This is a genomic window from Streptomyces sp. NPDC051822 (assembly GCF_044452745.1).
Lineage (GTDB): Bacteria > Actinomycetota > Actinomycetes > Streptomycetales > Streptomycetaceae > Streptomyces.
Map to the genome: position 1 here is coordinate 762,273 of NZ_JBITBZ010000002.1, position 12,647 is coordinate 774,919.

Annotated in this window: 11 protein-coding genes; 10 read left to right on the top strand and 1 reads right to left on the bottom strand. The window is 70.9% G+C overall.

What is annotated here, in order from left to right:
* The first annotated feature begins 58 nt into the window (after positions 1-58).
* From ACIA8N_RS09270 to ACIA8N_RS09310, 9 genes are all read left to right on the top strand, one after another.
* Positions 59-850 (top strand): enhanced serine sensitivity protein SseB C-terminal domain-containing protein, encoded by a 792-nt coding sequence (locus tag ACIA8N_RS09270; RefSeq protein WP_365780393.1) that lies wholly within the window; start codon positions 59-61, stop codon positions 848-850.
* A 361-nt stretch (positions 851-1,211) separates the two neighbouring features.
* Positions 1,212-2,240 carry an ABC transporter permease gene (locus ACIA8N_RS09275; RefSeq protein WP_365780394.1) on the top strand — a complete coding sequence of 343 codons (1,029 nt, stop codon included), beginning with the start codon at positions 1,212-1,214 and terminating at the stop codon, positions 2,238-2,240.
* Between the two features lie 106 nt (positions 2,241-2,346).
* A complete protein-coding gene (locus tag ACIA8N_RS09280) occupies positions 2,347-4,110 on the top strand; it encodes an ABC transporter substrate-binding protein (RefSeq protein ID WP_365780395.1) in 1,764 nt (587 codons plus the stop codon).
* 114 nt (positions 4,111-4,224) lie between these two features.
* The gene (locus ACIA8N_RS09285) at positions 4,225-5,223 is read left to right on the top strand and encodes an ABC transporter permease (protein WP_365780396.1); all 999 of its coding nucleotides are present in this window, start codon (positions 4,225-4,227) and stop codon (positions 5,221-5,223) included.
* A complete protein-coding gene (locus ACIA8N_RS09290) occupies positions 5,220-6,338 on the top strand; it encodes an ABC transporter ATP-binding protein (RefSeq protein ID WP_365780397.1) in 1,119 nt (372 codons plus the stop codon). The genes ACIA8N_RS09285 and ACIA8N_RS09290 overlap by 4 nt, the downstream gene beginning before the upstream one ends.
* A gap of 8 nt (positions 6,339-6,346) precedes the next feature.
* A complete protein-coding gene (locus ACIA8N_RS09295; RefSeq protein ID WP_365780398.1) occupies positions 6,347-7,501 on the top strand; it encodes a dipeptide ABC transporter ATP-binding protein in 1,155 nt (384 codons plus the stop codon).
* A 178-nt stretch (positions 7,502-7,679) separates the two neighbouring features.
* Positions 7,680-8,357: a trimeric intracellular cation channel family protein gene (locus ACIA8N_RS09300; RefSeq protein ID WP_030216132.1), complete on the top strand. Its 678-nt coding sequence runs from the start codon at positions 7,680-7,682 to the stop codon at positions 8,355-8,357.
* Between the two features lie 23 nt (positions 8,358-8,380).
* Positions 8,381-9,289, top strand: coding sequence for a thioesterase family protein (locus ACIA8N_RS09305; RefSeq protein ID WP_365780399.1), 909 nt, complete (start codon positions 8,381-8,383; stop codon positions 9,287-9,289).
* 157 nt (positions 9,290-9,446) lie between these two features.
* Entirely contained in the window at positions 9,447-10,610 is a 1,164-nt protein-coding gene (locus tag ACIA8N_RS09310; RefSeq protein ID WP_365780400.1) for a cysteine desulfurase family protein, read from the top strand.
* Positions 10,611-10,658: 48 nt separating this feature from the next.
* Here the strand turns inward: ACIA8N_RS09310 and ACIA8N_RS09315 are convergent, their stop codons facing one another.
* The gene (locus ACIA8N_RS09315) at positions 10,659-11,336 is read right to left on the bottom strand and encodes an N-acetylmuramoyl-L-alanine amidase (protein WP_365780401.1); all 678 of its coding nucleotides are present in this window, start codon (positions 11,334-11,336) and stop codon (positions 10,659-10,661) included.
* A 61-nt stretch (positions 11,337-11,397) separates the two neighbouring features.
* Here ACIA8N_RS09315 and mnmA point away from each other — a divergent pair, with 61 nt between their 5' ends.
* The gene (gene mnmA / locus ACIA8N_RS09320; protein WP_365780402.1) at positions 11,398-12,543 is read left to right on the top strand and encodes a tRNA 2-thiouridine(34) synthase MnmA; all 1,146 of its coding nucleotides are present in this window, start codon (positions 11,398-11,400) and stop codon (positions 12,541-12,543) included.
* The last annotated feature ends 104 nt before the right edge of the window (positions 12,544-12,647 follow it).

The following is a 12,647-nucleotide window of genomic DNA, read 5'->3' on the forward strand; positions in this document are numbered from 1 at the left end:
AGCTGAACTGCATCGGTAGCGGGACGAACGTGGTGGACGGAAGAGGGGCGGGACCAGGGTGAGCGCGTCAGGCACGGCTGCGGCCGGGAGGGTCGAGCACATGCTGCGCCAGGTGGCACCCGGACGCTACGACGCGTACGAGCAGCTGCTGCACGCCCTCGCCGACGGCGAACTCTGGATGCTGCTCTGGCAGGGCTCTCCCGGCTCGCCCGAGGCCCAGTACGGGAACATGGAGGTCGACGGCTTCGGCTACGCGCCCTGCGTCACCTCCGCCCAGGAGCTCGCCGCCTCCGGCTGGAACCGCGCCCACGAGCTCGTCACCGGCCGCGAGATCGCGCGCGCCCTCTACCCCGACCGCTGGGGCGTATGGCTGAATCCGCACGCCCCCGGCGGCGGCGTCGGCGTCCCCTGGGCCGATCTGCGCCGGATCGCCACCGGCCTCGACCGGATGCCCGCAGGGCCGCTGCGGGTCACCGAGCCCGCCCTGGAGATGCCGCAGTTCTACGCCCTGCTCACGCAGAACGCGCACCGCACCCCGGCCGTCCGGGCGCTGCGCCGCGGCTGGGTGCAGCCCGCGCTGGGCTCCCCGTACCTCGCCATCGGTCTCGATCTGTACGACAGCTCCGCGGCGGCCGTGGACACGGTCCGCGCGATGATGCGCCAGTCGATCGGCGCCGTACCCGAGGGACTGCCCGTCTCGACGGTCGCGCTCTCCGACGCGTACGACCCGGTGGCCCTCTGGCTGAGGGCGAACGGGCGGCCCTTCTACGACCGCGAGGCGCACGCCGGGCGCGGCTCGGCGCCCGCCCCCGGGTACGGCTACCCGCCACCGGCACCGTCCGGATACTGAGACGCCTCCCTTCTCCATCGTGTCCCACCGGCCTCCGGAGTTCGCTCCGGAGGCCGTCGTTCACCCCAATTCATCACGGCGAACGCCTGCTTGAGCGACATGTCCGATTGGGGGGAAGAGGCCCCGAGATGGTCCGCTCACGTGATCGCGACGTCCGGATAACGGAAGTCGCAGCACCGCATCACGTTTGAGCAAACATTCCCCGTCAGGGCTGGCGGGTGATCGTGAACGCATTGAAGACTCCCCGGAACACCGGGCGTTCGGCTCCTTTCGAGCAGGTGCCCAGCAGGTTGTTCCACCGAGCCGCTACCCGCGGCGGGCAAGGGCCGGCTACCGGCGGCCGAGAGGGGTCCTCACCACGATGACGGCACCACTGCACGAGACGAGTGCGGGCGAGTCGACCGCCACCGTCGTCGCCGCGCCCGACGCACCCGGCACACCGGACAAGTCCGGCGGCTCCGCCAAGGCGATCGAGGGCCGCTCGCCCTGGAAGATCGCCTGGACCCGCCTCAAGCGCGACAAACTGGCCCTCGCGGGCGCCTTCGTCGTTCTCTTCCTCGTCCTGGTCGCGCTCTTCGCCCCGGTCATCGTCGGCCTCCTCGGCCACCCGCCGGACGAGTTCCACGAGGACCAGATCGACCCCCTCTTCGGCACCCCGATCGGCTCCTGGGGCGGTGTCAGCTCCGAGTTCCTCTTCGGCGTCGAGCCCGTCAACGGCCGCGACGTCTTCAGCCGCATCGTCTACGGCACCCGGATCTCGCTGCTCGTCGCCGTCGCGGCGGCGGTCTTCGCCGTCGTCCTCGGCACCGTCCTCGGCATCGTCGCGGGCTACTTCGGCGGCTGGATCGACGCGGTCCTCAGCAGGGTCATGGACGTCATGCTCGCGTTCCCGCAGCTGCTCTTCACGATCGCCCTGGTCTCGGTCCTGCCGAACGAACTCCTCGGACTCGACGGCTCGGGCGTCCGCATCGCCGCCCTGATCGTTGTCATCGGCTTCTTCGGCTGGCCGTACGTCGGCCGTATCGTCCGCGGCCAGACCCTGTCGCTGCGCAACCGCGAGTACGTCGAGGCCGCCCAGAGCCTGGGCGCCGGCCGGATCTACATCCTGCGCCGCGAGCTGCTGCCCAACCTGATCGCCCCGATCACGGTCTACGCGACCCTCATGATCCCCACCAACATCCTCACCGAAGCGGCGCTCAGCTTCCTCGGCGCGGGCGTGAAGCCCCCCACCGCATCGTGGGGGCAGATGCTGTCGACGGCCATCACCACCTACGAGGCGGACCCGCTCTTCATGGTGATCCCGGGCCTCGCGATCTTCATCACCGTTCTGGCGTTCAACCTCTTCGGCGACGGCGTGCGTGACGCGCTCGACCCGAAGGGCTCCCGCTGACCGTTCGCCGACACGCAAGACCCGCCCCTGCCGCTGGCGACAGGAGGCCCACCCCAAATCGGCGGACCGCCGTATCGGCCGCCACTACCCGGAGGTTGCGAGACCCATGATGAGCTCTCAGAGGCGCAGAATCGCCGCAGGCGCGCTGCTCGCGGCGGCCACGATGGTCGTCACCACCGCCTGCGGCGGCGGCACCGAGACCGGTGGCGACAAGGGCAAGACCGGCGCGGCCGGCTTCAACGCCGCCGTGAACAAGGTCGCCAACGCCTCCGACAAGAAGGGCGGCGAGCTGAAGTTCATCGGCTCGCAGGAGGCCGACTCGTGGGACCCGCAGCGCGGCTACTACGGCTTCGTGTGGGACTTCGCCCGGTACTACACCCGCCAGCTGGTCACCTACAAGGCCGAGCCGGGCGCCGCCTCCACCGAGCTCGTCCCGGACCTCGCCACCGACGCCGGCAAGGTCTCGCCCGACGGCCTCACCTACACCTTCACGCTGAAGGACGGGGTGACCTGGGAGGACGGCAAGCCGATCACCTCCAAGGACATCAAGTACGGCATCGAGCGCATCTGGGCCCAGGACGTCATCTCCGGCGGCCCGATCTACCTGCAGCAGGTCCTCGACCCCAAGGGCGAGTACAAGGGCCCGTACAAGGACACCTCCGCGGACAAGCTCGGTCTGAAGGCCATCGAGACCCCGGACGACAAGACCATCATCTTCAAGCTGCCGGTCGCCAACGGTGACTTCCTGCAGATGCTGGCCATGCCCGCCGCCTCCCCGGTCCGCCAGGACAAGGACACCAAGGCCAAGTACGGCCTGAAGCCCTTCTCCTCGGGCCCGTACAAGTGGGAGTCGTACACCCCGAACAAGTCCATGAAGCTCGTCCGCAACGACAAGTGGGACGCGAAGACGGACACCATCCGCAAGGCGCTCCCGGACAAGATCAGCGTCACGTTCACCACGAACGCCGACGACATGGACAACCGTCTGATGGAGGGCGAGTACGACCTCGACCTCAACGCCACGGGAATCGGCTCCGCCGCCCGCCAGAAGGCGCTCCAGCAGCACAAGGGCAACGTCGACAACCCGCAGACGGGCTTCATCCGCTACGCGGTCTTCCCGCAGACGGTCATCCCCAACATCGAGTGCCGCAAGGCCATCATCTACGCGGCCGACTCCAAGTCCCTCCAGACCGCGCGTGGCGGCCCGCAGGCCGGTGGCGACATCGCCACCAACATGCTGCCGCCGGCGATCAAGGGTGCCGACCCGCAGGCCGACCCGTACGGCAAGCTCGCCGGCACGCCGGACCTCGCCAAGGCGAAGGAGGCCCTGAAGAAGTGCGGTAAGCCGGAGGGCTTCAAGACCACCATCGCGGTCCGCAACAACAAGAAGATCGAGATCGCGACCGCCGAGTCCCTCCAGCAGTCGCTGAAGGCCGTCGGCATCGACGCCCAGATCGACCAGTTCGACGGCGCCCAGACCTCCGGCATCATCGGTTCGCCGAAGGTCGTCAAGGACAAGGGCTACGGCATCATCATCATGGGCTGGGGCGCCGACTTCCCGACCGGTCAGGGCTTCCTCCAGCCGCTGGTCGACGGCCGCTTCATCCTCCAGAGCGGTAACAACAACTTCTCGGAGCTGAACGACAAGGCCGTCAACGGCCTGTTCGACCAGGCGCTGAAGGAGACCGACCCGGCGAAGGCCGGCGAGCTCTACAAGCAGATCAACACCAAGGTCTCCGAGGCCGCGGTCTACCTGCCCTTCACCCACGAGAAGAACATCATCTGGCGCAGCTCCCGGCTGACCAACGTCTACACCGCGGACGCCTACAACGGCCGCTACGACTACGCGTCGCTCGGCGTCGTCAAGTAATCCGACCCGCTCCACCGGCGCACCACCCGCCGCCAGGTCCGAAGGGCAGGTGATGGCCGAGGGCGGCGGCCGGGGGACCCGATCGGGCCCCCCGGCCGCCGACCGGCCGACCGCATGCTTGCATACATAATCCGACGGCTCTTCTCAGTCGTCGTGATGCTGCTCGTCGTCACTCTGGTGACGCTCAGCATCTTCTTCCTCATCCCCAAGATGACCGGCAGCGACCCTGCCGCGATGTTCGTCGGCAAGCAGGCGGATCCGGCTTCCATCGAGGCAGTCCGGCAGAAGCTGGGTCTGGACGAGCCGATCCTGGTGCAGTTCTGGCACTTCGTCTCCGGCATCTTCGTCGGCCGTGACTACACGGGCGGTGGCGACACGATCCACTGTGCCGCGCCGTGCTTCGGCTACTCGTTCCGCACCGAGCAGGACGTCTGGTCGATGCTGGTCGACGCCTTCCCGGTCACCCTCTCCATGGTCATCGGCGCGGCCCTGCTCTGGCTGGTCCTGGGCGTCTCCACCGGCGTGGTCTCCGCCCTCAAGCGGGGCACGGTCATCGACCGCGCGGCGATGATCACGGCGCTCGCCGGCGTCTCGCTGCCCATCTTCTTCACCGCCATGCTGGCGATGCTGGTCTTCCGGACCCAGCTGGGCTGGGTCAACGCCTCGTACACGCCGATCACCGAGTCCTTCGGCGGCTGGTTCGGCGGGCTGCTGCTGCCCTGGGTCACCCTCGCCTTCCTGTACGCGGCGATGTACGCGCGGCTCACCCGCGCCACCATGCTGGAGGTCCTCGGCGAGGACTACATCCGTACCGCACGGGCCAAGGGCCTTCCGGAGTCGGTCGTGCTCGGCAAGCACGCCATGCGCTCCACCATGACCCCCATCCTGACCATCTTCGGCATGGACCTCGGCGCCCTCGTCGGCGGCGCGATCCTGACCGAGACCGCGTTCAGCCTCCACGGCCTCGGCGGCCTCGCCATCAAGGGCGTGAACGAGCGTGACCTGCCGCTGATCCTGGCGGTCACCCTCATCACCGCCGCCTGCGTCGTCATCGCGAACCTCGTGGTGGACCTGCTGTACGCGGTGATCGACCCCCGAGTGAGGCTCGCATGACGGACAAGCTGACGAAGACCGGCGCGGCGGTGGGAGAACCCGTCGCCACCGGGAAGTCCGCCGGGAAGTCGGCCCCCTCGGACGCCTTCCTCGACGTACGCGACCTGAAGATCCACTTCCCGACCGACGACGGTCTGGTCAAGTCGGTCGACGGCCTCAGCTTCCAGCTGGAGAAGGGCAAGACCCTCGGCATCGTGGGCGAGTCCGGCTCCGGCAAGTCGGTCACCTCGCTCGGTATCATGGGCCTGCACACGGTCGGCCAGTACGGGCGGCAGAAGGCGCGGATCTCCGGCGAGATCTGGCTCGACGGCCGCGAGCTGCTCACGGCAGACCCGGACGAGGTCCGCCGGATGCGCGGCCGCGAGATGGCGATGATCTTCCAGGACCCGCTGTCCGCGATGCACCCGTACTACACGGTCGGCAACCAGATCGTGGAGGCGTACCGCGTCCACAACGACGTCGACAAGAAGACGGCGCGCAAGCGGGCCGTCGAACTCCTCGACCGGGTCGGCATCCCCGAGCCCGCCAAGCGGTTCGACAACTACCCGCACGAGTTCTCCGGCGGCATGCGCCAGCGCGCGATGATCGCCATGTCGCTCGTCAACAACCCGTCGCTGCTCATCGCCGACGAGCCGACGACGGCGCTCGACGTGACGGTCCAGGCCCAGATCCTGGACCTGATGCGGGACCTCCAGAAGGAGTTCGGCTCGGCGGTCGTCATCATCACCCACGACCTCGGCGTCGTCGCCGAGCTCGCCGACGACATCCTCGTCATGTACGGCGGGCGCTGCGTCGAACGCGGACCGGCCGAGTCCGTCTTCTACGAGCCGCAGCACCCCTACACCTGGGGCCTGCTCGGCTCGATGCCGAGGATCGACCGTGAGCAGACCGAGCGGCTCATCCCGGTCAAGGGCAACCCGCCCAGCCTCATCAACATCCCGAGCGGCTGCGCCTTCAACCCCCGCTGCCCGTACGCGGACGTCCCCAAGGGCGGCATCACGCGTACCCAGCGGCCGGAGCTGGCGCCGGCCGGGGACCGCCATTTCTCGGCGTGCCACATGCCGCAGGAGGAGCGGACCCGCATCTGGACCGAAGAGATTGCGCCGAAACTGTGAGCGACAACATGGAACCTCTGCTCAAGGTCACCGGCCTGAAGAAGCACTTCCCCATCAAGAAGGGGCTGCTCCAGCGCCAGACCGGCGCCGTCAAGGCGGTCGACGGGATCGACTTCGAGGTCCTGCCCGGTGAGACCCTCGGCGTCGTCGGCGAGTCCGGCTGCGGCAAGTCCACCATGGGCCGGCTCATCACCCGGCTGCTCGAACCGACCGACGGGCGGGTCGAGTTCCAGGGCAAGGACATCTCCCACCTCGGGGTGTCGGGCATGCGCCCGTTCCGCCGGGACATCCAGATGATCTTCCAGGACCCGTACGGGTCGCTGAACCCGCGCCACACGGTCGGCTCGATCGTCTCGGCGCCCTTCAAGCTCCAGGGCGTCGAGCCCGAGGGCGGCGTCAAGAAGGAGGTCCAGCGGCTCCTCGGCCTGGTGGGCCTCAACCCCGAGCACTACAACCGCTACCCGCACGAGTTCTCGGGCGGCCAGCGCCAGCGCATCGGCATCGCCCGCGCGCTGGCCCTGAAGCCGAAGCTGGTCGTCGCGGACGAGCCGGTGTCGGCCCTGGACGTCTCCATCCAGGCGCAGGTGGTCAACCTCCTGGACGACCTCCAGCAGGAGCTCGGCCTCACGTACGTGATCATCGCCCACGACCTGTCGGTCATCCGGCACGTCTCGGACCGCATCGCGGTCATGTACCTGGGCAAGATCGTGGAACTCGCGGACCGCAAGTCCCTGTACGAGAACCCGATGCACCCGTACACCCGGGCCCTGATGTCCGCGGTCCCGATCCCGGACCCGCGCCGTCGGGGCGCCAAGAGCGACCGCATCCTCCTCACCGGAGACGTGCCGTCCCCGATCGCCCCGCCGCCGGGCTGCCGCTTCCACACCCGCTGCTGGAAGGCCACGGACCTCTGCAAGACCCAGGAGCCCCCGCTCGTGGAACTCCGCCCGGGCCAGCGCGTGGCATGCCACCACCCGGAGAACGCGGAGCTGCTGACGATCCCGGGAGCGAGGGAGTCGGTGGAGATCACGAAGGCGGAGACGGCGCCGGCCGAGGTCGAGGCGTCGACCGAGGCGGAGGCCTCGCCCGAGGCTGACGTCGAGGTCGAGGCGCCGGTGGACGCGGACGCGTCGGCCGAGGGCGGCGACGCGCCGAAGGCGTAGCCGCACCGCAACACCCTTGGAGGCCCCCGCCGCCGCACCGGCGACGGGGGCCTCCGGCGTACCCGCCGGGCCGACGGGGGTTCGGGGGTGGAGCCCCCCGGTCCCGTCGGGGTTCGGGGGAGGGGCGGTCGGGGGGAGGGGTCCCGGCCCCCACGGGCGCGACCGGCACAATTGGGCGGTGCTCCACGACCTGTTCACCCCCTCCGTCCAACACGCCCTCGATCTCGTCGGCATCTTCGTCTTCGCCATCTCCGGCGCCCTCCTCGCCGTCCGGAAGAACTTCGACGTCTTCGGCATCGCCGTCCTAGCCGAGGTCACCGCCCTCGGCGGCGGTCTCCTGCGCGACCTGATCATCGGCGCCGTACCCCCGGCCGCCTTCACCGATCTCGGCTACTTCGTCATGCCCCTGGTCGCGACGGTCCTCGTCTTCTTCCTCCACCCGGAGGTCGAGCGGACCCAGACCGCCGTCAACGTCTTCGACGCGGCCGGCCTGGGCCTGTTCTGCGTGACCGGTACGACGAAGGCGTACGAGTACGGTCTCGGCCTCACCTCCTCCGCCGCGCTGGGTCTCGCGACCGCCGTCGGCGGCGGCGTCCTGCGCGACGTGCTCGCCAACGAGGTGCCGTCGCTGCTGCGCTGGGACCGGGACCTGTACGCGGTCCCGGCGATCGTCGGGGCGGCGATGGTGGTGCTGTTCATCCGGTTCGACGCGCTGAACGCGTTCACCAGTGGCGCCGCCGTCCTGACCGCCTTCCTCCTCCGTCTGCTCGCGATGCGCTACCACTGGCGCGCCCCCCGCGCCTGGAACCGGCGCTCCTCCGCCCGCGAGGAGCCGGAAAAAGCTACCGCTCAGTAGGTAGCTGCGGTACCGTCGAAACCATGAGCACGAGCACCGAGACGAGCACCGAAGCGAGCCCCGCGCCGGAGGCCGCGACGGACACCACGACGGAGACCGCGACCGGCCCCGCGTCGAGCGAGTTCGACCGCGACACGGCCGTCACCCTGCGGGAGCCCGGCGTCTACGACGCCGACCTGTCCGCCGGCTGGACGATCATCCACGCGGTCAACGGCGGCTACCTCCTCGCTCTCCTCGGCCGCGCGCTCGGCGAGCACCTCCCGCACCCCGACCCGTTCACGATCTCGGCGCACTACCTCACGCCGTCCGTGCCGGGCCCCGCGGTGATCAGGACGGAGACGGTCCGTACGGGCCGGACGCTGTCCACCGGGCAGGCCTCCCTCTTCCAGTACGCCGAGGACGGCACCGAGGTCGAGCGCATCCGGGTCCTCGCCTCGTACGGAGACCTCGACGCCCTCGCCGACGACGTCCGCACCACCGCGACGCCCCCGGCGATGGCCCCGATCGAGAACTGCTTCAGCGCCGCCGACAACCCGGCCCCGAGGATCCCCGGCTCCTCCGCCATCGCCGACCGGCTCGACCTCCGCCTCGACCCGGCCTGCGTCGGCTGGGCGGTCGGCGCGCCCTCCGGCAGGGGCGAGATGCGGGCCTGGTTCGGCCTCGCCGACGGCCGCGAGCCCGACGCGCTGACCCTGCTCCTGACGGTCGACGCCCTGCCGCCGACCTCCTTCGAGCTGGGCCTCAAGGGCTGGACCCCCACCGTCGAGCTGACGACCCACGTCCGCTGCCGCCCGGCCCCCGGTCCGCTGCGGGTCTCCATCACCACCCGCAACCTGGCGGGCGGCTTCCTGGAGGAGGACGCGGAGGTCTGGGACAGCGCGGACCGCCTGGTGGCCCAGTCCCGACAGCTGGCCCGTGCCCCGCGCGACTGACCCCGTGCCCCCGCGCCCGACCCCGCGACGGGCCGCGCCGTCGCGGGGTGCACGGTACGGGACGCCCGTGCCCCGCGGCCGATAAGCGCCTGCGCCACCCGTCCCGGACGGGCCGGGCGCCGAGCCCGCCGCCGCAGGCTCGTAGAATCGACCCACCATGGCTTACCTCGACCACGCCGCGACCACGCCCATGCTCCCCGAGGCGATCGAGGCGATGACCGCCCACCTCGCCGTCACGGGCAACGCCTCCTCCCTGCACGCCGCCGGACGGCGCGCCCGGCGGACCGTCGAGGAGGGGCGCGAGACGCTCGCCGCCGCGCTCGGCGCGCGGCCGAGCGAGGTCGTCTTCACCTCCGGCGGCACCGAGGCCGACAACCTCGCCGTGAAGGGCCTCTACTGGGCCCGCCGCGACGCCGACCCCCACCGCACCCGCGTCCTGGCCAGCCCGGTGGAGCACCACGCCGTGCTCGACGCCGTCGACTGGCTCGCCACCCACGAGGGCGCCACCGTCGAGTACCTCCCCGTCGACCGCCACGGCCGCGTCCACCCCGACGCCCTGCGCGAGGCCATCGCCCGGGACCCCGACTCGGTCGCCCTGGCCACCGTCATGTGGGCGAACAACGAGATCGGCACGATCATGCCGGTCCGTGAACTCGCCGATGTCGCAGCCGAGTTCGGCGTTCCCCTGCACGCCGACGCGGTCCAGGCGGTCGGTCAGATCCCCGTCGACTTCGCCGCCTCAGGGCTCGCCGCGATGACCATGTCCGGCCACAAGATCGGCGGTCCCTACGGCATCGGCGCCCTGCTCCTGGGCCGCGAGCACACCCCCGTGCCCGTACTGCACGGCGGAGGCCAGGAGCGGCACGTCCGCTCCGGCACCCTCGACGTGCCGGCCGTCGCCGCGTTCGCCGTCGCCGCCCGGCTCGCCGCCGAACGGCGCGAGGAGTTCGCCCGCGAGGTCGGCGCGCTGCGCGACGAGCTCGTCGCCGCCGTCCGTGCCGTCGTCCCCGACGCGATCCTCGGCGGCGACCCGGTCGAGCGGCTCCCCGCCAACGCCCACTTCACCTTCCCCGGCTGCGAGGGCGACTCCCTGCTCCTGCTGCTCGACGCCGCCGGGATCGCCTGCTCCACCGGCTCGGCCTGCACCGCCGGCATCGCCCAGCCGAGCCACGTCCTGCTGGCCACCGGCACCGACCCGGACCTGGCCCGGGGCACCCTGCGCTTCTCCCTCGGCCACACCTCCACCAAGGAGGACGTCGCGGCGGTCGCCGGGGCGATCGGCCCGGCCGTCGAACGCGCCAGGACCGCCGGCCTCACGTGAGCGGCCGGCCTCACGTGAGCACGTGAGCGCCGTCCAGGGCCGTGCGCCTCACACGCGTGCCTTGGACGCCTCACGCACCAGCTTCATGTAGCGGTCCCAGTCCCAGTGCGGCCCCGGGTCGGTGTGGTCGGTGCCCTCGACCTCCACGTGCCCGATGATGTGCTCCCGGTCCACGGGTATCCCGTGGCGGGCGCATATGTCGGCCGTGAGCCGCGCCGACCCCGCGTACATCGCCGCCGTGAAGTCCTGCGCCCGGTGGACGAAGCCCTCGTGCTCGATGCCGATGCTGCGCTCGTTCATGTCGCGGTTGCCGGCGTGGAAGGCGACGTCGAGCTCGCGGATCATCTGCGCCACATGACCGTCCTTGCGGACGACGTAGTGCGTGGCGGCGCCGTGCCCCGGATTCTTGAAGACCTTCAGCGCGGTCGCGTAACTGCCCTGGACGACATGGATCACGACCCGGTCGATCCGGTAGTCGTCCGGCCGGTCGGCCCGCCGCCAGTTCGCCCGCGCGGCCGAGGTCCACTCGGCCGCCCGGTGGTCGAGCTCCCCCTCGACCCGCTTCTTCTCCATCCCCGGCAGCCGCCACCAGGCGCGCGCCAGCTCGTCCCTGGCCAGCACGCCGGCGCCGATCACCGCGGCCCCGCCGCCGAGCAGCACCGCGCGCCGCCCCACCCGCCTGCTCGACCCGTCCGACTGGCCCGCCCCGCTCGACTCGCTCCCCATGCCACCCAGAACGCTTACTACCGCGACTGTGGTTCCCGGCGCCCCGTACCCTGGTAGGGCTATGACTCAGACCCCGCCCCAGCGCCCCCGCACCCAGCCCCTCCGGGTACTCGCCGCCATGTCGGGTGGAGTGGACTCCGCCGTCGCCGCCGCCCGTGCCGCAGAAGCGGGCCACGACGTCACCGGCGTGCACCTCGCCCTCTCCGCGAACCCGCAGTCCTTCAGGACCGGAGCGCGCGGCTGCTGCACGATCGAGGACTCCCGTGACGCGCGCAGGGCCGCCGACGTCATCGGCATCCCCTTCTACGTGTGGGACCTGGCCGAGCGGTTCCGTGAGGACGTCGTCGACGACTTCGTCGCGGAGTACGAGGCCGGTCGCACCCCCAACCCGTGCCTGCGCTGCAACGAGAAGATCAAGTTCGCGGCGCTGCTCGACAAGGCGCTCGCCCTCGGCTTCGACGCGGTCTGCACCGGCCACTACGCGACGGTCGTCCTGAACGAGGACGGCACCCGCGAGCTGCACCGGGCCTCCGACATGGCGAAGGACCAGTCGTACGTCCTCGGGGTGCTCGACGAGAAGCAGCTGGCGCACGCGATGTTCCCGCTGGGCGACACCCTCACCACCAAGGACGAGATCCGGGCCGAGGCCGAGCGGCGCGGGCTCGCGGTCGCGAAGAAGCCCGACAGTCACGACATCTGCTTCATCGCCGACGGCGACACCCAGGGCTTCCTGGCCTCCCGCCTGGGCAAGGCCGAGGGCGACATCGTCGACGAGGCCGGTACGAAGGTCGGCACCCACGAGGGCGCGTACGGCTTCACCATCGGCCAGCGCAAGGGCCTGCGGATCGGGCACCCGGCGGCGGACGGCAAGCCCCGCTACGTCCTCGACATCTCGCCGGTGGACAACACGGTGACGGTCGGCCCCGTCGAGGCCCTGGACGTCACCGGCCTGACGGCGATCAAGCCCCGCTGGTGCGGCACCGCCCCGGAGGGCGAGGGCCGCTACACGGCCCAGCTCCGCGCCCACGGCGGCGAGACCGAGGTGACGGCGTCCCTGACGGACGGCGAGCTCACGGTCGCCTTCGCCGAGCCGGTGCGGGGCGTGGCCCCCGGCCAGGCGATCGTCCTCTACGACGGCACGCGCGTGGTGGGCTCGGCCACGATCGCGACGACGACCCGCCGCACGGTGGAGGGCGCGACCGCCTAAGGGAGTGTCTTGTCGATCAGGCCGGGCTCGCGGGGTCTGGTGCCGCACCTCGCCGCGTTGTCGTCGGTTGCCATGGCTCCGCCATGGCGCCCTCCTCCGCCTTG

What these genes read in the sequence shown, in the direction of transcription:
- mnmA (WP_365780402.1), top strand. Translation starts at nt 11,398, where the DNA reads ATGACTCAGACCCCGCCCCAGCGCCCCCGCACCCAGCCCCTCCGGGTA.
- ACIA8N_RS09295 (WP_365780398.1), top strand. Translation starts at nt 6,347, where the DNA reads ATGGAACCTCTGCTCAAGGTCACCGGCCTGAAGAAGCACTTCCCCATC.
- ACIA8N_RS09290 (WP_365780397.1), top strand. Translation starts at nt 5,220, where the DNA reads ATGACGGACAAGCTGACGAAGACCGGCGCGGCGGTGGGAGAACCCGTC.
- ACIA8N_RS09280 (WP_365780395.1), top strand. Translation starts at nt 2,347, where the DNA reads ATGATGAGCTCTCAGAGGCGCAGAATCGCCGCAGGCGCGCTGCTCGCG.
- ACIA8N_RS09275 (WP_365780394.1), top strand. Translation starts at nt 1,212, where the DNA reads ATGACGGCACCACTGCACGAGACGAGTGCGGGCGAGTCGACCGCCACC.
- ACIA8N_RS09310 (WP_365780400.1), top strand. Translation starts at nt 9,447, where the DNA reads ATGGCTTACCTCGACCACGCCGCGACCACGCCCATGCTCCCCGAGGCG.
- ACIA8N_RS09315 (WP_365780401.1), bottom strand. Translation starts at nt 11,336, where the DNA reads ATGGGGAGCGAGTCGAGCGGGGCGGGCCAGTCGGACGGGTCGAGCAGG.
- ACIA8N_RS09305 (WP_365780399.1), top strand. Translation starts at nt 8,381, where the DNA reads ATGAGCACGAGCACCGAGACGAGCACCGAAGCGAGCCCCGCGCCGGAG.
- ACIA8N_RS09285 (WP_365780396.1), top strand. Translation starts at nt 4,225, where the DNA reads ATGCTTGCATACATAATCCGACGGCTCTTCTCAGTCGTCGTGATGCTG.